Here is a 22199-nt window from a genome sequence, read left to right as displayed (position 1 = left end):
CCACTACCCGGGTGCCCGGCACCGCCATGGTCGGGGTCCTGGTACAGGCCACGGCGATCCGCCGAAGACCTCTGCCTGGCCTTCCCTCGGCACCGCTGCCCGATTGGCCGATTCCGTCCCCGGTACGGTCGGCGCTCCTATCGGGGCGGCGGTGCCCCTGCTGTTGTCAGCCGCTGCTGCGTTCGGCCTCGAAAGTGGTCAGCCGTGCCACGGTGGTGCCGGGGTTGCCGGGGTCGACGAACTCGACCGGTTCCTGCAGGTGGAACATTTCAGCGCGTGCGGGGAACTGGGTGAGCTGCGCGGTCAAGATCATCGGGACCTTGGCGTGCAGCTCGACCGGTTCCCTGCCCGAGAGCTCTATGGTCACGGCGTAGTCGAGGAAGTCCTTCTCCTCGTACCGCGGCGGGTCCTGCCGGGTGCGCGTCACCGTGCTGCGCGCGTCGACATCGACATCGTTCTGTTCGAGGGTGATCGCACCGCCTTCCTCGCTCTCCGCTGTCATCTTGAACCCGATGGTGCGCAGTCGCACACTGTTGTCCGGATCGTCGGGATTCACGTCGACGCGCTGTTTGATCCCGCCCTTGAACGTGACGGTGTAGGTCTCGCCGCCGTACTCGAACTTGCTGTCGACAGCGAGCATCGAGCTGGGGATCTCCGAGCCGATGGGCGGCGGGAAACCCGGCTGGGCTTGGGCCACTCCGGAACCGGTCGGGCACAACGCCACCGCCGCACAAGCCGCCGCAGTCGCGACCACTCGACGCCACCCCGACGCGGCGGAGACCCAGCACCGGGCAGATTTCGAACCGTTCAACGACAACTCCGTTCTCGCTGATGAAGCCGGACATCACTGACTGACCTGCCTGTATCCGCACCCGTCACTGCTGCTGGACGGCAGCAGCGCGGCGACCAGGCCCCGGGGAGTTTTCCATGGCGCACCCGCGTCCCGAGTAATCGCGCGATCGAGGACACCGACTCGTCCGGCCGGGTCAGCAGGGTGCGGACCTGCCGGACCTGTTCCTCGCTCATGGCCGGTGGCCGGCCGAGGCGCTGCCCGCAGGCTCGGGCCGCGCGTGGTCGGCGTTCGACTCGCGTGTCCGTTGACCAATATATATAGCGAGAAGATATTAATTGTGTGGCGCGCCGCTGATGCGAGCGCCTTGTCCGATTCAACAGTTCCTGGCGGAGAACACCAACCGGCGGACCGACCGTTACGGGAGCTCGCGCAACGGCCGGCTCCTGCTGGCGATCGATATCGTGACGTCCGTCGCGGCGGCGGTCGGTGCCGACCGGGTCGGCCTGCGCATCTCACCGGACAACCCGGAAAACGAGATCGCGGAGCAGGACCCACAGGGCACTCACCGCGCCCTCCTGGATACCACCTTCACATTGTCGAGCGTGGCGAGTACGCCGCCCTTGCCGACCTGCGCCCACGCTGGTCGAGCACGATGATCGCGAACTTCAACGGCCCGAACCCCACAACACCGGAAGCGGGACAAAGGTACTGGACACCGGGCCGGCCGATATTTTCTCGTTCGGACGCCTCGTCATCGCCAACCCCGACCTGCCTGCCCGGTTCGCCGCCGCGGCACCGCTCGCGCAGTACGCGCTTGACCTGGTGTACGGCGGCGGAGCCGAGGGCTACACCGATTATCCCGCGCTACAGACAGAACGAGTCTGACTCGTCGACCGTCCGTCTGCTTCCCGAGCCGCGCCTGTCCGGATCGACGGACCGGGCAGGCGCAGCCGGGGATGGGCTGCGTCCTACCGCTCGAAGTACGCCTGACCCACCGCGAAAACGCCGCGTTGGGGCAACCAGAATCCACCCAGCCTCGTCTGCTCGGGCAACGGCCCGGGTGGACCGATATCCACACCGCCGACACGGGCCACACTGTCATCGACCGTCCACAGCATCCGCGGGTTCGTCCGGAATTCTTGCCCGTTCGGCGTGGTCCCACGCAACCGCACCCGCCCGACACCCAACGCCGGCCCTGCGACCCGCGACATCATCGACAGCACGGCGGGGTTGCGCCACATAGCCGAGGGCATCATGGCACCGAGACCCGTCATCGCCTTCGTCGCCACCGACCTTCCCAGCTCGATATCCCAGACCAGCACATCCGGCACCTCCACCGTCAAGGTGAAGGGCCCTGTCCAGGTCACCGCGATATTCTCGACCCGGGCACCCGCCAGCGCGGAACCGTAGTAGCGGCCACAGCTCGCCTCCGGGGACACGCTGCTGTAGATGACCCATTGCCCGGCCGGGTCGCGGTGCCATACCGACTCGTATCCCGGTCCCACCGAACTTGCGGCGAAATGCCGGAAGGCCAGGTAGTGGCCGCTCGCGAAGGGCAGCCCCATCACTCCGTACCCGGCGAATCGCTCCTGGTCCGCACCTGGTGGGAGGGCCGGTTCTGTTTCGGCGATCGATCGTGGGCTGTCGGTCATGGCCGTTCTCCTCGACGAGCAGGGCCCCGCGCCCCCCACACTACGTCGCCTCGTCCCGGCCGGGAACGGCCGGGACGAGGCGATTCGGTTGCGGACAGGCCGCTCGAGAACGTGCGGCTAGCCTGTGTACTCGCGGTTGAACAGTCGTTTCGACCAGAGGTATCCGCCCAGTGCGATGACGGCGCACCAGCCCAGAGCGATCCACGCGTTGTTCCCGATCGCGGTTCCCAGGAGCAGGCCGCGCAAGGTTTCGATGATCGGCGTGAACGGCTGGTACTCGGCGAACCAGCGCAGCCCGGCAGGCATCGAGTCGGTGGGGGCGAACCCGCTGCCGAGGAAGGGCAGCAGGAGCAGCGGCATACCCACGTTACTTGCGGACTCGACGGTTTTGCTCACCTGGCCGAGCGCGACTGAGAGCCAGACGAGCGCGAACGTCACGACCACCAGGAAGCCGGCCGTGGCCAGCCATTCGGCCGGGCCGGCGGTGGGCCGGAAGCCGACGAGCAGCGCAACCCCGATGACGACCGCGATACTGAGCACGGTCTGGATGAGACTGCCGAGTACGTGTCCGGTGAGCACGGAGACACGGGCGATATGCATGGTCCGGAACCGCGCGATGATGCCTTCGGTCATATCCATCGCGACCGAGATCGATGTCCCCTGGACCGCGGCGGTGATGGTCATCAGGATGATCGCGGGCGAAACGTAGTCGACGTACGCGCCGCGTCCCCCGGACCCGTCGCCGAGCCCGGCTCCCATCGTGCCGCCGAACACGTAGACGAACAGCAGCAGGAACACCACCGGCATCCCGATGAGCATGACGGTCATCGACGGATACCGCAGCATATGTTTGAGGTTGCGGCGCAGCATCGTCGCCGAATCGCGCAGCGGGTGGAATCTGAGGTCCGCCGGGGCGGCGAGGGCGGGGGTGCTCATCGGGAGGCCACCTTCTGGTTGTCGGAATTGCCGGTGAGAGCGAGGAAGACATCGTCGAGATCGGGGGTGTGCACGGAGAGTTCGTCGACCTCGATGGCGTGCTCGCGGAGCCGGCCGATCAGGGTCTCGAGGGAGCGGAGGCTGCCGTCGCCGGGCACGCGCAGGGCCAGTCCGTCGTTATCGCGCGAAACCTGACCCAGCACCCGGACCGCCGCGTCGACGCCTCGGGAATCCGCGAACCGCAGCCGGATATGGCTTCCGGGGATGCGGCGTTTGAGCTCGTCCGCAGTGCCTTCGGCCACCAGCCGGCCGTGATCGAGGACCGCGATCCGGTCGGCCAGTTCGTCGGCTTCCTCCAGGTACTGGGTGGTCAGGAAGATGGTGACGCCGGTGGCCACCAGATCCCGGACGATCTGCCACATGGCGCGGCGGCTACGCGGGTCGAGGCCGGTGGTCGGCTCGTCGAGGAAGATCACTCGCGGGCTGCCGACCAGGGTCATCGCGAGGTCGAGCCGCCGCCGCATACCCCCCGAATAGGTCGAGACCGGTTTTCCGGCCGCGTCGACCAGATCGAACTGGTCGAGCAGGTAGGCGGCGCGACGCCGGCCGTCGCCGCGGGCGAGGTGGTGCAGATCCGCCATCATCAGCAGGTTCTCCCGGCCGGTGAGCAGATTGTCCACCGCCGAGAACTGGCCGGTGACACCGATCGCGGCCCGCACCGCGTCGGCTTCCCGGGTGACGTCGTGGCCGGCGACCCGGACCTCCCCGCCGTCGGCGCCGATCAAGGTGGACAGGATCTTCACGGTGGTGGTTTTCCCGGCGCCGTTCGCGCCGAGCAGTGAGAACACCGTTCCCTGCGGAACATTCAGGTCGATTCCGTCGAGGACGACGTGATCGCCGTACGATTTGCGCAACCCGGTCACCGCGATGGCCGGTTGAGATTGTCCGGTGGTCATGTTCTTCCTTCTTCAGGGCCGGTAGTGGTTCAGGAACGGCGGATCGTGATATCGCCGAACGCGGTGCGCGCCCGCACCTCGACGGTTTCGTCGGACTTTTCGGGTTGAGCGGCACTGTCCAGCAGGTTGTGCACGTGGCCGAACGAGGTGTTCACGTCCAGCCAGGCGGCGGTGCCCTCGGCGATACCGATTTCCAGCTCGCCCATCGCGGTCCCGAGTTCGACCGAGCCGCGAGCCACCTCGCCGAGGCGGATGGTGCCGCTGGATGTCTTCGCTTCGACCCCGGCACCGGCCCGGTCGACGGAAATATCGCCGTTCGCCGTGCGTGCGCGCGTATCGCCGGCGGCCGCGCCGATGACGATGTCACCGTTGGAGCTCTTGACGACCACGGGCCCGTCGATCTCGCCGAGGCTGACCTTCCCGGTGCCGGTGTGGATTTCGGCGCTGCCCACGACGTCGCCGACAGTGAGCTGGCCGGCCCCGGTGTCCAACCGCAAGGGGCCGGTGCGGTCGAGCCGGATATTCCCGGCCCCGGTCTTGTACCGGCATTCGCCGAGCCGGCCGGTGCCGATGAGGTGGCCCATCTCCACGTTGCCGGTGACTTGCGAACCCTGGGGCAAGTCGATGATCACCTCCACCGACCTGGTCTTGCGGGAGAAGTCGAATATCCGCGCTTTCGGCCCGGTGATCTGCAGCAAGCCGTTCGCGTAGTCGACGCGGATCCGCTGCGCGGCCTGCACGTCGGATTCATCGGATTCGTCGCTCGGCCGCACGTCGACCACAGTGTCGGCGCGGTCGCTCGCGGTGATCCGGAGATTGCCGACCCCGAGTTCGACGGTCACGGAAATCGGTTCGGGTGTCTCGAATGTGGGCATAGCTGTCCCCTCGATAGGAGTAGGTGATGCGTCCCCGCAGGTCGGGGGCGTGATGATGGTGGGCGGCGGGGCGGCTAACGCACCCAGCCGGTGAGACGCTGGGTGGTCTTCGTGCCGCGCGGTTCGGCGGGCTGTTCGCGGCCGGGTTGCCGCAGTGCCGCCGACGCCGCACGGACCAGCCAGGCGTTGACCGAACGTCCTTCCTTCGCGGCGGCCTCCTCGACCGCGGTCTTGAGCTGTTCCGGGAGACGGACATTGATCCGCGCGGTCGGGCCGTCCTCGGAGATCGGTGTGGTGTCCACCGTCGCCGGATCGTCCTTCGCGGCGGCGAACGCGACCGGTTCGGCGGGCGGCGTGGTCACGACGAAGTTCGGGTCGCGTCCACGCAGCCGCACCTCGACCGCTCCCGGTGCCAGATCGCGGGTGATCTCGTCCGCGGCGGCGGACAACGCGTCCAGCAAGGTCATTCGGATCGCCGATTCGAGCGATCCGGTCAACCGCTCGACCAGCGCACGAGCCTCGTCACCGCCGGTTTCGGCGAGGGTCGCGAATTCACGTCCGAGGTTGCTCACGTACGGGGTCAAATCCATGATGCCATCATGGCACACTCTTGGCACCACCACAAGCATTCATGGCACAACATTGGCTCACCCCGGCACCACATGGCACTTCGAACGCCGCTCGGGGTGCCGTCCGCGGACGGCGCCGAGCGCGGACGACCCGGGTGTGACCTGCTCAGCGCGGGCCGATCCGGTACCGGGGAAAGCTGCGCCCCGTAATGTCGTAGGCGTGGACGGCGCAGAGGATTTCGACTCGATCCGCTCTACTGTCGAGTCCTTCCTACTCGGCGGGCAGCGAGAATTCACACGCCAGGATGTCGCGGAGCAGGCAGGCGTCACATCGGAGAACTCACGGCGGCTCTGGGGTGCCCTCGGGTTTCCGGCGAACTCCGATGGAGCCGCCGAATTCACGGAATCCGATATCGCGGTGGTGCGATACTTCCGTGATCTTTCGGTGCTCAACGAGTCCGGGCCACAGGCTGTCGCTCTCGCGGCCGCGGCCCGGACCCTGGGGCAGACGATGGCTCGGCTCGCGGAATGGCAGGCCGACCTGGTGGCGTTGGAGATCATTTCCCGAGCGGGCGACGAGATCGGCTCGCCGGATCGGGTACGCGAAGCGGCCGAATCCACCGTCACGGCTTTCGAAGAACTGCAGCGCTATGTATGGCGGCGGCATCTCGCGGCCGCACTCAGCCGGACTTTCGACGGTATGACCGGCGAGGACCACACCCGCCCGTTAGCGGTCGGTTTCGCGGATATGGTCGGCTACACGAGACTGACCCGGCATCTGCATCCGAGCGAACTGACGATGCTGTTGGAGGCCTTCGAATCCACGACCGCGGCGGCGATCACGGAGAACGGCGGCTGGGTGGTCAAGCATGTCGGTGACGAGGTGATGTTCGCAGCCGAATCGGCGCGGGACGCAGGCCGGATCGCGGTCGAGATCCAGGAATCGACGATGATGGTCGGCGGTACTCCGGAGCTGCGGGTCGCTTTCGCCTACGGACCCGTTCTGCAGCGCTTCGGCGATCTGTACGGATCGGTGGTGAACGCCGCTTCCCGGCTCACCGGCGTCGCCCGCCCCGGTACCGTCCTGATCGACGATGCCGCGGCCGACGAACTGGCCGGCGATCCGGAATTCACCCTCCGAGGTCTGCGCAGTGTGCGGGTTCGTGGATTCGACCGGCTGCGGCCACATGTGCTGGAACCGCGGACACTTCCCCGGGATCTGTAGTCCGCCGCCGGCCGGCGCGACTCGGATCCCCTGTGCGCAGACCGGGATCAGCCACGCGCCATATCCACGAACCGCGACAGATGCAGCTGATGCGCGACGGTGATCGTCGCCGTGGGACCGTTTCGATGTTTGCCGAGAATCAGATCGGCCTCGCCGCCGCGCGGATCATCGCGTTCGATCGCGTCGGGCCGGTGCAGCAGGATCACCATATCGGCGTCCTGTTCCAACGATCCTGATTCGCGGAGGTCGGAGACCTGTGGGCGCTTATCCGTGCGCTGTTCCGGCCCACGGTTCAGCTGGCTGATCGCGACCACCGGCACTTCCAGTTCTTTGGCCAGAAGCTTGAGATGCCGGGAGAATTCGGAGACTTCCTGCTGCCGCGATTCGACCTTCTTACCGGAGGTCATCAGCTGGAGGTAGTCGACCACGACGAGTTTCAGATCATGCCGCTGTTTGAGCCGCCGGGCCTTCGCCCGGATCTCCATCATGGTGAGGTTCGGTGAATCGTCCACGAACAACGGCGCTTCGCTGATCTCACTCATCCGCCGTGCCAGTTTGGTCCAGTCGTCATCGCTCATCCGCCCGGACCGCATATCCCCGAGCTTGATCTTCGCCTCCGCCGACAGCAGTCGCATGACGATCTCGGTCCGGCTCATCTCCAGCGAGAAGATAACGCTCGCCAGCCCGTTCCGAATCGAGCAGCTGCGCATGAAATCCATTCCCAAAGTCGATTTTCCGACTCCGGGTCGAGCCGCGACGATGATCATCTGGCCCGGGTGCAGGCCGTTGGTGACCTCGTCGAGTTCGGAGAAACCGGTGGGGACACCCAGCGAGATACCGCCGCGGGAGGCGATGGAGTCGATTTCGTCCATCGTGGGCTGGAGAAGTTCTTCCAGCGGGAGGAAATCCTCGGAGGTCCGGCGTTCGGTGACCTCGTAGACCTCGGCCTGGGCCCGGTCGACCACCTCGGCCACGTCCTGGCCGTCGGCGCCGGCGTAGCCGTACTGGACGATGCGGGTACCGGCTTCCACCAGGCGCCGCAGGATGGCCTTCTCGGCGACGATCTCGGCGTAGTAGCCGGCGTTCGCGGCAGTGGGAACGGTCTGGGTGAGGGTGACCAGATAGGGCGCGCCGCCGATTCGTTTCAGTTCGCCGCTGCGGTCCAGGCCGGCGGCGACGGTGACCGGATCGGCGGGTTCGCCGCGGCCGTAGAGGTCGAGAATCGCGTCATAGACCGCTTGGTGAGCGGGGCGGTAGAAATCGCCGGAGCGGAGAACCTCCACCACGTCGGCGATGGCGTCCTTGCTGAGCAGCATGCCGCCGAGGACCGATTGTTCGGCTGCCATATCGTGCGGCGGCTGACGCCCGAAATCCTCACCGGGCGGCTCGGGTGGGAAATCCGTGTGGCCGCGGTCATCGACGACTGCCATCAGACTCGACCGTCCTCTCATCCAGACCGGACGCACCCTTTTGCCGTTCGGTTCTACCGCAGGGGTCCGACAAATTCACCGGTTCGGGAAGTGTCTGTGACCAGTGGTCAGACATCCCAGCTATCACCCAGATAGATCCGCTCCACCGGTTTCCGGCGGGGCATTGACGATGGTGCTGCGATGAACCTAGGCGAGGTTCTATCCACATGCCAAACGGTCCTGTGCATAGACCTGTGGATAACCTGGGGATAGTTCACCTCTGGTTGTGCACAACTTGTGGAGAACTTGGGGAAAACGCAGGTCAGCCGCAAAAAATCCCCAGCTAGACCGGGATTTTTTCCATCAACGCAGTGTGGATAAACAAAGCACCGGCGTGTCGGTGTTGTTGAACAGCCGGGCGTGTTGAGTTAACGGACAGGCGAACAGATATGAGCTGGGTCACAATACGTCCGGTTGGTTTTGCCATTGATCCACAGGTCTCACATCCTGTGGATAACACTGACGCAGCCCGAAGAGCACCGACAGCACCACTATCGGCGTCTACCTTTCGGCCGGCCACAGCTAACCGTTGGCTAATTTCCCCCGCAGAAGAAAGCACTCCAACCGGAGACCACGCGTAGGCGTGATCCCCGGTCAGAGAGTGGGTCGAGACCGCGGTCAGCCCGCAGCCACGACCTCCAAGGCGAATTTCGCGGCGACATCCGGGTGCAGGTGCACCGTGACCTGATGCTTACCGGTGGCCTTGATATGCGCTTTCGGCAGTTCGATGCTGCGCTTGTCCAGAACCGGGCCACCGGCCGACTTGATCGCCGAAGCGATATCGGACTGGGTGACCGAACCGAACAGCTTGCCGGTGCCGGCGGTCTTGACCGACAGCGACACACCTTCCAGGCCCTCGATGGCCTGCTTCAGTTCATTGGCATGGCCGAGATCGCGCACCCGGCGGGCCTCCTGGGCCCGGCGGATTCCCTCGACCTGCTTCTCGGCACCACGGGTGGCAACGATCGCCAGCCCGCGGGGCAGCAGATAGTTACGGCCGTAGCCGTCCTTGACCTCGACGGTATCGCCAGGAGCGCCGAGGTTGTCGACGTCGGCAGTCAGGATGAGCTTCATATGCTTGACCGACCTTTCTCAGCGAGCCGTCGAAACGTAGGGCAGCAGAGCCATCTCACGCGAGTTCTTCACCGCGATGGCGATATCGCGCTGGTGCTGCACGCAGTTGCCGGTAACCCGGCGGGCACGGATCTTACCGCGCTCACTGACGTACTTGCGCAGCAGCGGGGCGTCCTTGTAGTCGATATTGACAGGTCCGGTCTTGCTTTCTTTGCAGAAAGTGCAAGCCTTCTTCTTGAGCACCTTTTCGCGCGCCGGTGCCTTGGCCATTTTCGTTACTCCGTATTCTTGGTGGCCCGCCTGCGCGGGCCGATGCGGGCCGTCTCAGAACGGCGGTTCGTCGTCCATCCGGCCGCCGCCCCCGAAGGAGCCGGCCGCGGGCGCGCTACCCCACGGGTCTTCCGCTGCGCCCTGTTCGGACCGTCCACCGCCGCTGTTTCCGGCGTTGTAGTTTCCACCACCACCGCTGTTGGAACCGAATCCACCACCGCCGCCACCGCGGCTGGTCTTGTTGACCTTCGCCGTGGCGTATCGCAGCGACGGACCGACCTCGTCGACCTCGAGCTCGACAACAGTGCGCTTCTCACCCTCACGGGTTTCGAAGGAGCGCTGCTTGAGCCGTCCGCTGACGATCACCCGGGCGCCCCGGGTCAGGCTTTCGGCCACGTTCTCCGCCGCGTCGCGCCAGATATTGCAGCGCAGGAACAGCGCCTCGCCGTCTTTCCACTCGTTGGTATTACGGTCGAAAATGCGGGGCGTCGATGCGACGGTGAAATTCGCAACCGCCGCGCCCGCGGGCGTGAATCGAAGCTCGGGATCGGCCGTCAGATTTCCGATGACCGTGATGACCGTGTCGCCTGCTGCCATGGTGGGTTCCTCCTGCTCGGTGTGCAGTCCGAGTGCACTCGCTTGTTGCGCTAGAGCCTAGAGACAGACTCCGACGAAACCGCGATGCCGCCGGAACTACTTTTCGTTGCGCAGAACCTTGGTGCGCAGCACCTGCTCGTTGAGGCCCAACTGGCGGTCGAGTTCGCTCACCGTGGCGGGCTCGGCGGTCAGATCGACGACCGCGTAGATGCCTTCGGCCTGTTTGCGGATCTCGTAGGCGAGGCGCTTACGGCCCCAGATATCGACCTTGTCGATTTTCCCGCCCTCGGTCTTCACAACGTTGAGCATCGTGTCCAGGGACGGCCCGACGGTGCGCTCGTCCATGCTCGGATCGAGGATGACCATTACTTCATAATGACGCACGAACCAATCACCTCCTGTGGTCTGGTAACGGCCACGGACGGTCCGTGGCAGGAGGTCGTCGCGTCAGCAACCGGGCAAGAGTACCCGAGAGGGTGGGTCACCGCGAAATCGATCTACGGAACCGGGCTGCCCAGGTAACGGGTGGTGCCGCACCCGGTTTCCCAGCACCAGGAGTCCGGTGGGATTCGCTCGGTGAGTGCGACGGGTGACCTGGCGTTACGACCTCTCGGGGAGTGCCGGAGCCGCGCGCGCACCGCACTCGGCCGGGACGACGACCACTAGGGTGATCGCTATGTCGATCGGAGCGGCCGCGCGCGCGTTCGCGACCGGTCGCGTTTCCCGGCAGACGGCGGCGGTGACCGCGGCTGTATTGCTGTGTGTCATGACCCTGGCAGTGGCATTTCTCAACAAAGCCCGCTGCGCGGGGACGCCTTTTCGGGCCGACGGGCGCAGCGTCGCCTTCGACTACGTAAAAGACGCCCGGGTCTGCTACTCCGATATCCAGTTCCTCTGGCTGGGCCGCGATATCGATCAGCATATTTTTCCGTATGTCCACGGCGGTATCACCGCTGATGGATCGTTGATCGGCGGCGCTGTCGAGTATCCGGTGCTCAGCGGTGTACTGATGTGGCTCGGTGCGCTGGGCTCGCACAACGATGCGATGTTCCTGTTGCATTCAGCACTGCTGTTGGCCCCGTTCGCCCTGGTGACCGCATGGCTGCTGGCCCGGATGGCGGGCCGGGCCGCCCTCCTGTGGGCGGCGGGACCTCCGCTGGTGCTGTACGCGTTCCACAACTGGGAACTTCCGGTGGTGTGCACGACTGTGGCCGCGATGGCGGTGATGACACTGTCCCGCCGGCCGCTGCGGTCCCGCGCGGTGCTCGCGGCGATCCTGCTGGGGCTGGGATTCTGTTTCAAGATCTATCCGGCGATCTTCGTGGTTCCGCTGATGCTGTATGTACTGACCGGCGGCGACCGGCGGGACGACGGGCCGCGCCCCGATATCCGCGGGGCGCTGTGGACCGGGGGCGCCGCGGCCGCGACGGTCCTGGCGGTCAATCTGCCCTTCGCGATCGCCGGTTACGACGGCTGGCGCGCTTCGATCGAATTCCAGCAGCAACGGCAGGCCGATATCACCACGAACTCGATCTGGTTCTGGGGTCTGCGGCCGCTGTTCGGTACTGATCGCGTGGGCACGGCCGCGTTCGCCGATACCGTGGCGATCGCGTCACCGGCGCTCATCCTCGCGTCCTTCGCACTGGCCCTGTGGGTCGGATACCGGCGCTACACGGAAACGGGCGTCTACCCGTGGATCGGCGTCAGTGGGGCGATGCTGTGCGGGTTCCTGGTCTTCCACAAGGTGCATTCACCGCAGTACACCCTGTGGTTGATTCCGTTCCTGGTCGTCCTGGCCGTGCCGTGGCCGGTGGTGTGGAGTTACCTGGTCGCCGATATCGCGATCGGGGTGGGGGTCTTCCGCTATTTCTACGCGATGGGGACCGGACATTCGGTCGACCTCATGGAGGCGGTGGTTCGTTTCGGGGTCTGGGGCCGGGCCACACTGCTGATCTTTTTGTTCACGCTCTTCCTGAGAGTTCCGATGCGCAAGCCGCCCGAACTGGTGACGCCGGCCGGTGCCCGAGCGGGATCGCCCGGCCCGGACGAGGTAGCCACGCGGGCGAATCGGTTCCAATAAAACTAGAACGTGTTACATTCAAGGTATGGCACCTGTCGGGCTCGCGCGCACCATCCGCCTGCACCCGCGGCACGCGGCGCATTCGAGTCCGAGAGGTGACTGCGGCCGGATCGGCCGCCGCGCGGCAATTATGTAACTTGTTCCAGGCATAGGGAGACACCACCGCCATGCGTACCGATATCTGCGACCGGCTGGGGATCGAGTTCCCCATCTTCGCCTTCACCCATTGCCGCGACGTGGCGGCCGCGGTCAGCAACGCCGGCGGGCTCGGCGTACTCGGCGCGGTGGGCTTCACCGCGGAAGAGCTCGAGGTCGAGCTGGCCTGGCTGGACGAGCACGTCGGCGACAACCCCTACGGTGTCGACCTCGTGATCCCGTCCAAATACGAGGGCAAGGGCATCGACGGGCTCTCCCCGGAGGAACTCGAGGCCGAACTCGCCAAGCACGTACCGCAGGGTCACCGCGATTTCGCCGAGAAGATCCTCGCCGACCACGGCGTACCGAAGCTGCCGGAGGAAGAAGTTCATCCGCAGCTGCTCGGCTGGACCGCGACCACCGCGGCGCCGCAGGTCGAGGTGATCCTGAAGCATCCGAAAGCGAAACTCGTCGCCAACGCGCTGGGCACCCCGCCGCCGGAGTTCGTCTCCCAGATCCAGGATTCCGGACGCCTCATCGGCGCGCTGTGCGGTTCGGTGAAGCACGCGATGAACCACAAGAACGCCGGCCTCGATTTCGTCGTATGCCAGGGCACCGAGGGCGGCGGCCACTGCGGCGAGGTCTCCTCGCTGGTCCTGTGGCCGCAGGTCATCGACGCCGTGGGTGATCTGCCGGTGCTGGCCGCGGGCGGTATCGGCGACGGCCGGCAGGTCGCGGCCGCCATGGCGATGGGCGCCGCCGGCGCCTGGACCGGTTCCATCTGGCTGACCGTGGAAGAGGCGAATGTGCCCCCCGCGCAGATGAAGACCTATATCGACGCCACCAGCAACGACACCATCCGCTCCCGCGCCTGGACCGGTAAACCGGCCCGGATGCTGCGCAACGACTGGACGGACGCCTGGGAATCGGAAGGTACCCCGGACCCGCTGCCCATGCCGCTGCAGATGATGGTCGCACTGGACGGCGTCAAGCGCGGGCACCGCTACCCGGAGGCCGCCAAGGACGTGAACTTCAACCCGGTCGGCCAGGTGGTCGGCATGATGAACAAAACGGAACGCTCCGCCGATGTGATGAACCGCCTCGTCGAGGACTACGTAGCCGCCTGCGAACGGCTGAACAAACTGAACGAAGCCGGGTAATCACACCCGACTCACAACGGTCGAAAACTGGGCCCATCCACGGATCTCCGTGGGTGGGCCCAGCCCGTAGTCGCTCGGCCCTCCGCACGGAGAACGCCAGTGGGCCGAGCCTGCCCGGAAATCAGCTCAGGCGGCACAGACTCCGGCGATGCCCGCAAGGTCCCGTACCCCGCCCGAGGCGAACACGCCGAGCAGCGCCGGGCTCAGCGAGGAGGTTGAAGGGCCACCATCCGCCGCCTCCCCTGGCGCGTTTGCCCCCTACCGCCCATCTATCCGCATGCAACCCCACCCCGTTTCCCCGCCTGCGGCCGGTCGGCCTTGGTAGTTCGTGGCCGTCTCGTTCCGGAGCGAAGGCACGCAGCACCCGAGCGCACTCGCCGCCGCCCCTCGGGCGCGTTTGATCCCCCTACCACCAGTCTGTCCGCATCCGATCCCCGCCCCCGTTTCCCGCATGCGGCCGGTCCGCCTTGGTGGTTCGGGGCCCGTCTCGTTCTGGAGCGACCAGAGCGAAGGAGCGCAGCGACTGAGCGCCGGGAGTGAAGAACGAGACCAAGGGGGCCCCGAACCCGCGCGCGCCAGCGCGCCGAAAACACAGCACCCTCACGACCCCACCTGTCACCTGAACAGGCCAGCGCCCCGAAACACCAACCTTCACCTTGCCCTGCTTACGACCCTTGCAGACCCGTTCCCCGCCCGGCCGCAAACCCGGCCTTCCGGCCGGCATCGACAGTCCAGCCGATTCACGCAGTAGCCGCGTGAACCCCCGAATCCTCGCCCTGCACCCCGAGCAGTTCCTCGAACCGCGCCATGACCTTGTTGTGATAGATCCCGAAAAGATCCTCGAACAGCGCGAGCTGCGCAGGCGAAGGCCCGGATTCCGATTCCCATACCGCGATCAGCGCCCGCCAGACCAGAACGTGCAGGTCCGCCGCGCCCGCGAAGTATGCGTCGACCGCCTGCGGCACCTCCAGCACCATATCGCCGATCGAATTCAGAATGGCCCGCTGCAGACTCGATTCGAGGGCCACGAGCAGACGCCGTACGATCCCGATTTCGATGGCGAGGATGCGGCGATGATCGGGGACGTCCAGGCGGGCGAGCGTTTCCAGCGCATCGACCTCCGCCTTCAGTTCGGCCAGGTCGAATCCGGCGACCGGGCCGCCGTGCGCCGTGCCCGTGTAGGCGAGCAGCGCGTCCATGACGATCCCGCGCTCCACTTCGACGATATCCCGGAACATCTCGATCGCGACCTCGGGCATCGGGATGGAGAACCGGAAGAGATGGCGGTACACGTCCAGCCCACCCGCGGAGCGGACCTCGCGGATGGTGAAACCCTTACCGCGCCGGGCTTCGACGAAACCGTAGGACTCCAACCGGCCGAGTGTGAGCTGGGCGGTGGCCCGGTTCATTTCGAATTCGTCCGCCACTTGGCGGACCGAGGGCATCAGCTCACCCGGTTGATATTCCCCTGCGGCGACTCGCCGTGCCAGTTCGTCGGCAACATCGGCGACCACCGTGCGGGACCCCATGGATACACCTCTCTCGGCACTTGTTACGTCCCAGACAGTCTATGCACAAATATGCCAGACTGCACGGGAGATCAAGCGAATCGGTTCTGGGGTTGAGGGTATGAGCAGTCGACGGGATCCTGGTGCGTCTCCGGCACGGCCGGCGCTGCGCAGCGCCAAACTCATGGCACTGCCGGTGGCTTACGCCGGCCGGCAGGCGGCGGGCGCGGGCCGCAGAGCGCTCGGCCGGCCCGCGCGGGAGGTGAACCGGGATATCCAGAACCGCACCGCCGAGCATATCTTCGCCGTATTGGGCGAGCTGAAGGGCTGCGCGGCCAAACTCGGTCAATTACTGGCGGTCTACCAGCTCGCGCTGCCGCGCGATATCGCCGCGCCGTACCAGGCCGCGCTGGCCCGGCTGCAGGATTCGGCGCCGGTGATGCTGCCGCCCACTGTGCACGCGGTACTGGCCGATAATCTCGGGCCGGATTGGCGGGATCTGTTCCAGGAGTTCGACGATCGGCGGGCCGCGGCCGCTTCGATCGGTCAGGTGCATCGCGGGGTCTGGCACGACGGCCGCGAGGTCGCGGTGAAAGTGATGTACCCGGGGGCGCGGGCCGCGGTGGAGTCGGATCTGGTGCAGCTGCGGCGGATCTCGACATTGGCCTCGGTATTCCTGCCGGGTGCCGATGTGAAGTCGGTGACCGAAGCGCTGTGTGAGGGCGTGCGCGCGGAACTGGACTACGCGGGCGAGGCCGAGAATCAGCGGGCCTTCGCCGACGAGTACCGCGGGAGCACCGAATTCTATGTCCCCGAAGTGCTGGAACAGCGTGGCGATGTACTGATTTCGGAATGGCTGCACGGTACCGCCGCCACCCGGATCGTCAGCTCGGGCAGCCGGGAGCAGCGCGACCGGGTCGGTGAGTTGATGATGCGGTTCGTGCTGACCGGTTGGGAGCGGCACGGATTCCTGTACTGCGATCCACATCCCGGGAATCTGTGGCTGCTGCCGGACGGCCGGCTCGGGGTGGTCGATTTCGGCGCCTGCGCGCCGTGGCCGCATCCGGGGTTCACCGAATTGACGGTGCAGATGTGCGACGCGATCCTCAACGGTGGCCCGGCCGCGCTGGAGTCGGCCGTGCGCACGCACGGGTTCGCGCTGCCGGGACGGGATTTCGATCCCGTCGCGCTCGATTCCGCACTGGCGGCGTGTGGTGAACCGGTGCGCCACGAACGGTTCCGGCTCACCACGCCTTGGCTGCGTAAACAGGTGCTGCGGATCACGAATCCGCGGTTGAACAATGTGATGCGCGAGCTGACACTGCCTCCGGGGTGCACGCCCTTCGCGCGGGCCGCGCTCACCATGGTCGGGACATTGAGCCAGTTGGAGAGCGAATGTGATTACGGCGCGGAATTGGTGCGATCGGTTCCGGAACTAGCGGAGGTGTTCACCACGATGCGGCGTGGGTCCGAACCGGGGGTGCCCGCGAACTGAGCGACACCGGACCGGATCGGATCGCACCGTCTGGGACATTTTCCGGTGAGGGCTCGTATTTTACGGAATAATATCCTATCTATCTTCTTTCGCGCTCAGTAATCCAGCCATTCGCGCCATCCGGGCAGCAGCAGTTCCGCGAACCCGGCATAACCGGCCGCCCCGGGATGCGCACCGTCACCGGCCCGCACCTGCTCCGTCCAGACCGAGTCGGCCGCCAGCCGATGACAGCTGCCGATATAGGGGACCCCGCGCTCGGCGCAGACCTTCTCGAAACGCGCGTCGAGTTCCGCGATCCGCTGGTTGTGCTCCGCGTCGTCGACCGGCGGCGGCCCGACCATCAGCAGTGGCCACGACTCCTCGCGCGCGGCCGCGAGCACCGCACACAAGTTCGCCACCGAAGTATCCGTATCCACTCGGGTCCCACCCTCGACCCGCACGGTGTCATTGACCCCGAACGAGAACACCACCCGGCCCGGTACTCCGGCAGGCAGCCGCGACCGGCATTCGGCCCGCCAGCGGCCGGCGATATCGGTGGAGGCCTGCCCGCGGATACCCAGGTTGTAGCTGGTCAACGCGAGCCCGGCACGCCGGGCGTGCGCTGTCAGCCGGCCGCTCCAGCCCAACGCCTCCTGGTCCCCCTCCCCGGCGACGAAGGAATCCCCCACGAAACAGATGCGCAGATCACAGATCACCCCACGATTCTGGCAGCGTGTTGATGTGTATCGTCCGGCTCGGCCTCCTGCATACTCACCATCTGGCGGGTGCGGGCGGCCGGCCGGCTTCACCTCGATCCGAAAGTACCGATACGACATGCGAGTCGATGGGCGGGAGATCCCGGTAACGGGCAACCTGCTACAACCGCTCACCCGGCGCTCCAGCGATATCCTCCGTGTCGTCTTCGCGGCGGTCGGCGTCGCCGTGGTCATCGCCGGATCCCTGATCACCCGGCCCGAATGGCTGGCGCTCGAGCGTTCGGTGTCCAATATCGTCGGGTTCCTCAACTCGGACCAGTCGAACCTCGTCTACCTGGTGTACGGGATCGCCATCCTGATCCTGCCGTTCGCGATCCTGGTGGAACTGGTGTGGGGCGGGCATTGGAAGCTACTCGCCGGGTACGCGACCGCCGGGCTGGTCGCGGGGATCCTGCTGTCCATCACACCGAGCGGCCTGTCCGCCCCGCAGTGGCATCTGCAGGTCCCCGAGAACCTGGCCGACAAGACCTTCCTGCAACAGTTCCTCGACGACCCCCGCTGGATCGCCATGCTGGCCGCGGTACTCACCGTGGCCAGTCCGTGGCTGCCGGTCCGCGCGCGACGCTGGCTCTGGGTGCTGATCCTGGCCTTTGCGCCGATACATCTGGTGGTCAGTACGGTCGTCCCGGCCCGCGCCATGTTCGGGCTGGTCCTCGGCTGGCTGGTCGGCGCCGTGATCGTGCTGCTGGTCGGCACACCCGCGCTGGAGGTCCCGCTGGACGCGGCGGTACGCCAGCTCACGCGCAACGGCTATACCGTCACCCGGCTCACCGTCGTACGGCCGGCCGGGCCCGGAGCGCTCATGCTCTCGGCGACTATCGAGGAACGCGAGAAGGCGCTGGTCGTCGAACTGTACGGAAAGAACCAGCGCACGCTCAGTGCGGTCCGGCAGCTGTGGCGCTGGCTGACCTTCCGGTCCAGCGAGACGGCGCCGCTGCACGGTTCCATGCATCGTGCTGTGGAACATCGCGCGCTGATGGCGATAGCGCTGGGGGAACTCGGGGTGGCCGCGCACCGGCCGGTAACCGTGGCGGCCCTTCCACGCGGGTGGATGCTGTACGCGCACACTCTGCCCGCCGGACGCTCGATCGAACAGGACCCCACCGATACCGAGGCACTGACCGCGGTGTGGCGCTCGCTCACCGTCCTGCGCGAACACGGAATCTCGCACGGCGAACTACGGCCGGCGGAGATCCGGGTGAACGAGCACGGCGCGGTGTTCGGTGGTTTCACCGCGGCCGAACTGTGCGCCTCCGATGCCCAGCTCCAATCCGATATCGCCCAGCTGCTGGTATCGATGACGGCCGTTTTCGGGCAGACGGCCGCAGTGCGGACCGCGATCGAAGCCCTCGGCGAGCAGACGCTGCTCACCGCCTCGCGCCGGCTGACGAAGTTCGCGATGCCGCGCGGTATCCGTAACTCCATCTCCGACTGGAAATCGGTGGTGACGGCGGCGCGCGACGAAGTGCGGGCACAAACCGGACAGGACCGGATCGAGGCGGAGCAGATCACCCGGTTCAACCGCAAGAGCCTGCTCCAATTGGCGCTGCTGATCGGCCTGGTCTACGTCGCCTACCCGTTCATCAGCGCGGTACCGACCTTCTTCACCCAGCTCCGCGAGGCCGACTGGTGGTGGGCGCTGGCCGGATTGGCACTGTCGTCACTCACCTACCTCGGCACCGCGGCCGCGCTCTGGGCCTGTGCTTCGGGGGTCGTCAAATACTGGCCGCTGGTACTCATGCAGATAGCGAACACCTTCGCCGCGACCACCACCCCGGCACGAGTGGGCGGACTGGCGCTGAGCGTTCGATTCCTGCAGAAGGGCGGGGTCGGTGCGGTCCGCGCCACCGCCGCGGTCGCACTACAGCAGGGCGTGCAGGTGTGCACGCATATCGGCTTGCTGGTGCTGTTCAGTGTGGCCGCCGGAACGTCGGCCGACCTATCACATTTCGTACCCTCACCGACCGTGCTGTATCTGATCGGTGGTGTCGGGGTGGGCATCATCGGCACGTTCATGTTCGTACCGAAACTGCGCCGCTGGCTGAACAACTCGGTACTACCGCAGGTACAGGAGGTCGTGGGGGAACTGGCACGACTGGCCCGAGACCCGAAACGCTGCGCGGTCATCGTCCTGGGTTGCGCGGCCCTCACTCTCGGTCAAGCGCTGGCGCTGTGGGCGAGTGTCCAGGCGTTCGGAGGCGGTACAACGTTCATCACTGTCACGATCGTGACGATGATCGGTGGCACGCTTGCCTCGGCCGCCCCGACACCGGGCGGGGTCGGGGCGGTTGAGGCGGCACTGATCGGCGGCCTGGCCGCGTTCGGGCTGCCTGCGGAGGTCGCGGTGCCGTCGGTACTGCTCTACCGGGTGCTCACCTGCTGGATCCCGGTGTTCTGCGGCTGGCAGGTGATGCGCTGGATGACCGAGAAGAACATGATCTGAGATGTAGCTATGGCGGCGGCTCGGGTGATACGAGTTGGCGGCGGCTTGGTCAGGGGTGTTGGGGAGCCGGGGCACCGGGCGAAGTCGGGCTGGGTTTGCGGGACTTCCGGGGGCGCGGTCCTGCGCTGGTGGGGGCTCGATCGTGAGAAGTGGGGGTTGGCTGCACGGCGATAGGACGGGGTGGGCCGGACCGCGACAGTGAGAGCTGATCAGTCCGGGAAGGTTCTGTGTTTTTGGCGCCGCCTGCGGCGTCGCGGGTTCGGGGCCCCCCTTGGTCTCGTTCTTCACTCCGCCGCTCCTCCGCTTCGCTCCCCCGCTCTGTCGCTCCAGAACGAGACGGGCCCCGAACCACCAATGCCGACTGGCCGCATGCGGGAAACGGGGGTGGGGGCGCATGCGGGCAGACGGGTGGTAGGGGGATCAAACGCGCCCGAGGGCGGCGGCGAGTGAGGGCGGGGAGGTTCGCAGGGGTGAGCGGGGGTCTTGCGGGCCAAGGTTGGCTCACTGTGGAGGTCACTTTCCCACCTTCACGACCCAGCCCGCCTCGGCCTCGGCCCCGGCCCCGGCCCCGTATCCCCGGACATCACAGCTACTCAGCGCTGCGCAGCTGTATCTTCACCACCTTGCCACTGGCGTTGCGGGGCAGTTCCGCGACGACCACCAGGTCTTTCGGGTGTTTGTAGCGGGCGAGGTTCTCGTTGAGGAACGGTTCCAGGTCGGTGAGGGTGAGCTCGTCGTCCGGGTCGTCGAGGGCGACGACGGCGACCGGGACCTCGCCCCACTTCTCGTGTGCGCGGCCGATGACCGCGGCCTCGCGGATCTTCGGATGCGCGAACAGGACGTTCTCGACCTCGGCGCAGTAGATGTTCTCACCGCCGGAGATGATCATGTCCTTCTTGCGGTCCACGACGTAGATGAAGCCCTCTTCGTCCTGGCGCACCAGGTCACCGGAGTGGAACCAGCCGCCGGCGAAGGCGTCGGCGGTCGCGTCCGGCTTGTTCCAGTAGCCGGCCATCATGGTGGGCCCGCGGTAGACGATCTCACCGACCTCGCCCGGTGCCACATCGTTCATCTCGTCGTCGACGATGCGGGCCTGGATGGTGGGGATGACCTTGCCGACCGATCCGAGCTTGCGGATAGCGTCCTTACCTTCGAGGACGCAGGTGATCGGTGACATTTCGGTCTGCCCGAACACCGCCACGTTGAACGCGTCCGGGAATGCGTCGGCCATGGCCTTCAGTACGGTGTCCGAGGCCGGTGCGGCGCCCCAGCTGAGTGCTTTCAACGCGAGTTTGCGCTGTTTCACCGTCGGGTCGTCGCAGATCAGCTGCCACTGGGCGGGCACGCAGAAAGCCGAGGTGGCCTGCTCGGCCTCGACAGCGTCGAGGAACTCGGTGGCACTGAAGGCACCCAGGGGATGCAGGACCGTTTTGGCACCCAGGACGAATGCGGGGGCGAGGCTGCCGATGCCGGCGATATGGAACAGCGGGGAGGTGCAGAAACCGATCGAATCCTGCTCCAGCGCGAGCGCCCGGATACAGGTGAGCGCCTGGGCGTTCATATTGCCGTAGGAGAGGATGGCACCCTTCGGGCTGCCGGTGGTGCCGGAGGTGTACATGATGAGGCACGGGGTGTCCTCGGGGATATCCAGCGGAATGTGCGCCGCACCCTCTTCGGCGAGTGCGTCGTCGAAGCCTATGACACCGTCGCCGCTGCTGCCGCCGATCACGAAGCAGTGTTCCAGCCCGGGCGCCTGGCCCTGCACCGCGGTGGCCAGCGGCTGCAGCATGGTATCGGTGACCACGGCCTTGGCTCCGCTGTCGCCGACGATATAGGCGACCTCGGGCGGGGTGAGCCGGAAATTCACCGGGACCGCGATCGCACCGATCGCGTTGATCCCGAAAACGGCCTCCAGGTATTCGGGATAGTTGAGCGCCAGGATGATCACCCGGTCGCCGAAGCCGACTCCCCGGCGCGCGAGCGCGTCGGCGAACTTCTGGGAGCGTTCGTGCAGTTGACGCCATGTGGTGTCGGCGCCGCGGAAGCGGAGCGCCACCTCGTCGGGCCGCATCACCGCGTGCGCGGCGATCTGGTTGTTCCAGTGGTTACGACGCGACCTGATCGGCTCGTCGAGGGCCTGCGCACCGGTGGTCATCCCACGTACTCCTCTCGGTACCGCGTGACCCACCGGAGTGTCCGGCGCCACA

At 66.3% G+C, this 22199-nt stretch carries 20 protein-coding genes; 6 read left to right on the top strand and 14 right to left on the bottom strand.

The annotated features are described in order from the left end of the window. Positions 1–166: 166 nt before the first annotated feature. The gene (locus ABZ827_RS29315) at positions 167–754 is read right to left on the bottom strand and encodes a hypothetical protein (RefSeq protein WP_357243602.1); all 588 of its coding nucleotides are present in this window, start codon (positions 752–754) and stop codon (positions 167–169) included. Positions 755–1146: 392 nt separating this feature from the next. Here ABZ827_RS29315 and ABZ827_RS29310 point away from each other — a divergent pair, with 392 nt between their 5' ends. Next, positions 1147–1449: a hypothetical protein gene (locus ABZ827_RS29310; protein WP_357243599.1), complete on the top strand. Its 303-nt coding sequence runs from the start codon at positions 1147–1149 to the stop codon at positions 1447–1449. Between the two features lie 312 nt (positions 1450–1761). Here the strand turns inward: ABZ827_RS29310 and ABZ827_RS29305 are convergent, their stop codons facing one another. From ABZ827_RS29305 to ABZ827_RS29285, 5 genes are all read right to left on the bottom strand, one after another. Next, positions 1762–2445: a hypothetical protein gene (locus tag ABZ827_RS29305; RefSeq protein ID WP_357243596.1), complete on the bottom strand. Its 684-nt coding sequence runs from the start codon at positions 2443–2445 to the stop codon at positions 1762–1764. 117 nt (positions 2446–2562) lie between these two features. Then, positions 2563–3381 (bottom strand): ABC transporter permease, encoded by an 819-nt coding sequence (locus ABZ827_RS29300; RefSeq protein ID WP_357243593.1) that lies wholly within the window; start codon positions 3379–3381, stop codon positions 2563–2565. Then, the gene (locus tag ABZ827_RS29295) at positions 3378–4337 is read right to left on the bottom strand and encodes an ATP-binding cassette domain-containing protein (RefSeq protein ID WP_357243590.1); all 960 of its coding nucleotides are present in this window, start codon (positions 4335–4337) and stop codon (positions 3378–3380) included. Before ABZ827_RS29295 ends, ABZ827_RS29300 begins: the two co-directional genes overlap by 4 nt. 29 nt (positions 4338–4366) lie before the next feature. Further along, positions 4367–5212 (bottom strand): DUF4097 family beta strand repeat-containing protein, encoded by an 846-nt coding sequence (locus ABZ827_RS29290; RefSeq protein ID WP_357243587.1) that lies wholly within the window; start codon positions 5210–5212, stop codon positions 4367–4369. Between the two features lie 74 nt (positions 5213–5286). Beyond that, positions 5287–5802, bottom strand: a complete 516-nt coding sequence (locus tag ABZ827_RS29285; RefSeq protein WP_357243584.1) for a YlcI/YnfO family protein — start codon at positions 5800–5802, stop codon at positions 5287–5289. Positions 5803–6001: 199 nt separating this feature from the next. On the opposite strand from ABZ827_RS29285, the gene ABZ827_RS29280 reads away from it, so the two are divergent. Then, positions 6002–7006: an adenylate/guanylate cyclase domain-containing protein gene (locus tag ABZ827_RS29280; RefSeq protein ID WP_357243581.1), complete on the top strand. Its 1005-nt coding sequence runs from the start codon at positions 6002–6004 to the stop codon at positions 7004–7006. 47 nt (positions 7007–7053) lie between these two features. On the opposite strand, the gene dnaB is transcribed toward ABZ827_RS29280, so the two are convergent. From dnaB to rpsF, 5 genes are all read right to left on the bottom strand, one after another. Continuing rightward, positions 7054–8436: a replicative DNA helicase gene (dnaB, locus tag ABZ827_RS29275; protein WP_357243578.1), complete on the bottom strand. Its 1383-nt coding sequence runs from the start codon at positions 8434–8436 to the stop codon at positions 7054–7056. A 657-nt stretch (positions 8437–9093) separates the two neighbouring features. Next, positions 9094–9549: a 50S ribosomal protein L9 gene (rplI, locus tag ABZ827_RS29270; protein WP_357243575.1), complete on the bottom strand. Its 456-nt coding sequence runs from the start codon at positions 9547–9549 to the stop codon at positions 9094–9096. An 18-nt stretch (positions 9550–9567) separates the two neighbouring features. Beyond that, positions 9568–9819 carry a 30S ribosomal protein S18 gene (gene rpsR / locus ABZ827_RS29265; protein WP_033246575.1) on the bottom strand — a complete coding sequence of 84 codons (252 nt, stop codon included), beginning with the start codon at positions 9817–9819 and terminating at the stop codon, positions 9568–9570. A gap of 54 nt (positions 9820–9873) precedes the next feature. Beyond that, a complete protein-coding gene (locus ABZ827_RS29260) occupies positions 9874–10416 on the bottom strand; it encodes a single-stranded DNA-binding protein (RefSeq protein ID WP_357243572.1) in 543 nt (180 codons plus the stop codon). 96 nt (positions 10417–10512) lie between these two features. After that, positions 10513–10800, bottom strand: coding sequence for a 30S ribosomal protein S6 (gene rpsF, locus ABZ827_RS29255; RefSeq protein WP_357243570.1), 288 nt, complete (start codon positions 10798–10800; stop codon positions 10513–10515). Positions 10801–11182: 382 nt separating this feature from the next. Here rpsF and ABZ827_RS29250 point away from each other — a divergent pair, with 382 nt between their 5' ends. Both ABZ827_RS29250 and ABZ827_RS29245 read left to right on the top strand, forming a co-directional pair. Beyond that, complete coding sequence (locus tag ABZ827_RS29250; RefSeq protein WP_357243652.1) at positions 11183–12496, top strand: glycosyltransferase 87 family protein; 1314 nt, start codon at positions 11183–11185, stop codon at positions 12494–12496. A gap of 167 nt (positions 12497–12663) precedes the next feature. After that, positions 12664–13791, top strand: coding sequence for a nitronate monooxygenase family protein (locus ABZ827_RS29245; protein ID WP_357243567.1), 1128 nt, complete (start codon positions 12664–12666; stop codon positions 13789–13791). A gap of 740 nt (positions 13792–14531) precedes the next feature. On the opposite strand, the gene ABZ827_RS29240 is transcribed toward ABZ827_RS29245, so the two are convergent. Further along, positions 14532–15320, bottom strand: coding sequence for a winged helix-turn-helix domain-containing protein (locus ABZ827_RS29240; protein ID WP_357243564.1), 789 nt, complete (start codon positions 15318–15320; stop codon positions 14532–14534). A 100-nt stretch (positions 15321–15420) separates the two neighbouring features. Here ABZ827_RS29240 and ABZ827_RS29235 point away from each other — a divergent pair, with 100 nt between their 5' ends. After that, complete coding sequence (locus tag ABZ827_RS29235) at positions 15421–16794, top strand: AarF/ABC1/UbiB kinase family protein (RefSeq protein ID WP_357243562.1); 1374 nt, start codon at positions 15421–15423, stop codon at positions 16792–16794. A gap of 95 nt (positions 16795–16889) precedes the next feature. On the opposite strand, the gene ABZ827_RS29230 is transcribed toward ABZ827_RS29235, so the two are convergent. Continuing rightward, positions 16890–17489, bottom strand: a complete 600-nt coding sequence (locus ABZ827_RS29230; RefSeq protein ID WP_357243559.1) for a GDSL-type esterase/lipase family protein — start codon at positions 17487–17489, stop codon at positions 16890–16892. A gap of 118 nt (positions 17490–17607) precedes the next feature. Between ABZ827_RS29230 and ABZ827_RS29225 the strand changes: the two genes are divergently transcribed. Further along, positions 17608–19992 carry a lysylphosphatidylglycerol synthase transmembrane domain-containing protein gene (locus tag ABZ827_RS29225; protein WP_357243556.1) on the top strand — a complete coding sequence of 795 codons (2385 nt, stop codon included), beginning with the start codon at positions 17608–17610 and terminating at the stop codon, positions 19990–19992. A 589-nt stretch (positions 19993–20581) separates the two neighbouring features. Here ABZ827_RS29225 and fadD5 read toward each other — a convergent pair. Continuing rightward, entirely contained in the window at positions 20582–22147 is a 1566-nt protein-coding gene (gene fadD5, locus ABZ827_RS29220; protein WP_357243553.1) for a fatty-acid--CoA ligase FadD5, read from the bottom strand. Between the last annotated feature and the right edge of the window lie 52 nt (positions 22148–22199).

Origin of the sequence: Nocardia sp. NPDC019395, from assembly GCF_040632335.1 — a bacterium.
Taxonomy (GTDB): domain Bacteria; phylum Actinomycetota; class Actinomycetes; order Mycobacteriales; family Mycobacteriaceae; genus Nocardia.
Note: the sequence above shows the minus strand (reverse complement) of the source record. Positions and strands in the feature narration are given on the sequence as shown.

Coding starts and splice junctions, on each gene's coding strand:
- ABZ827_RS29310 (WP_357243599.1), top strand. CDS start 1,147: ATGCGAGCGCCTTGTCCGATTCAACAGTTCCTGGCGGAGAACACCAAC.
- ABZ827_RS29305 (WP_357243596.1), bottom strand. CDS start 2,445: ATGACCGACAGCCCACGATCGATCGCCGAAACAGAACCGGCCCTCCCA.
- ABZ827_RS29300 (WP_357243593.1), bottom strand. CDS start 3,381: ATGAGCACCCCCGCCCTCGCCGCCCCGGCGGACCTCAGATTCCACCCG.
- ABZ827_RS29295 (WP_357243590.1), bottom strand. CDS start 4,337: ATGACCACCGGACAATCTCAACCGGCCATCGCGGTGACCGGGTTGCGC.
- ABZ827_RS29290 (WP_357243587.1), bottom strand. CDS start 5,212: ATGCCCACATTCGAGACACCCGAACCGATTTCCGTGACCGTCGAACTC.
- ABZ827_RS29285 (WP_357243584.1), bottom strand. CDS start 5,802: ATGGATTTGACCCCGTACGTGAGCAACCTCGGACGTGAATTCGCGACC.
- dnaB (WP_357243578.1), bottom strand. CDS start 8,436: ATGGCAGTCGTCGATGACCGCGGCCACACGGATTTCCCACCCGAGCCG.
- rplI (WP_357243575.1), bottom strand. CDS start 9,549: ATGAAGCTCATCCTGACTGCCGACGTCGACAACCTCGGCGCTCCTGGC.
- rpsR (WP_033246575.1), bottom strand. CDS start 9,819: ATGGCCAAGGCACCGGCGCGCGAAAAGGTGCTCAAGAAGAAGGCTTGC.
- ABZ827_RS29260 (WP_357243572.1), bottom strand. CDS start 10,416: ATGGCAGCAGGCGACACGGTCATCACGGTCATCGGAAATCTGACGGCC.
- ABZ827_RS29250 (WP_357243652.1), top strand. CDS start 11,183: ATGACCCTGGCAGTGGCATTTCTCAACAAAGCCCGCTGCGCGGGGACG.
- ABZ827_RS29245 (WP_357243567.1), top strand. CDS start 12,664: ATGCGTACCGATATCTGCGACCGGCTGGGGATCGAGTTCCCCATCTTC.
- ABZ827_RS29240 (WP_357243564.1), bottom strand. CDS start 15,320: ATGGGGTCCCGCACGGTGGTCGCCGATGTTGCCGACGAACTGGCACGG.
- ABZ827_RS29235 (WP_357243562.1), top strand. CDS start 15,421: ATGAGCAGTCGACGGGATCCTGGTGCGTCTCCGGCACGGCCGGCGCTG.
- ABZ827_RS29225 (WP_357243556.1), top strand. CDS start 17,608: ATGCGAGTCGATGGGCGGGAGATCCCGGTAACGGGCAACCTGCTACAA.
- fadD5 (WP_357243553.1), bottom strand. CDS start 22,147: ATGACCACCGGTGCGCAGGCCCTCGACGAGCCGATCAGGTCGCGTCGT.